This is a genomic window from Pantoea sp. SIMBA_079, assembly GCF_046940275.1.
Lineage (GTDB): Bacteria > Pseudomonadota > Gammaproteobacteria > Enterobacterales > Enterobacteriaceae > Pantoea > Pantoea borealis.
In genome coordinates this window covers 1-231 of the sequence record NZ_JAWRYR010000982.1, presented here as the reverse complement: position 1 = coordinate 231, position 231 = coordinate 1, and the positions used below count along the sequence as shown (strand labels likewise).

1 protein-coding gene is annotated in these 231 nt (G+C 68.8%); it reads right to left on the bottom strand.

Annotated features, from left to right (window positions below; all coding sequences use genetic code 11):
• A partial coding sequence (locus SB719_RS22875) for an NAD-binding protein (RefSeq protein WP_412160143.1) occupies window positions 1-231 on the bottom strand: 231 nt, incomplete at both ends.

Here is a 231-nt window from a genome sequence, read left to right as displayed (position 1 = left end):
ATCTCGCCCGCGCGGTCCCCGTACTGGGCGCGTCCGCGACGGAACACCTGGTCGACCAGCGACGACAGCTCCACGGGCACGCCGACCGACCGGGCGAGGTCGATCGACAGGCCGAGGTCCTTGCAGGCGAGCGCCAGCGCGAATCCCTCGTCGTAGTCCCCGTTCTCGAGGATGGACAGCACGTCGTTCTGCACGAAGTTGCTGTTCGCGGGACTCGCCACCAGGGAGTCG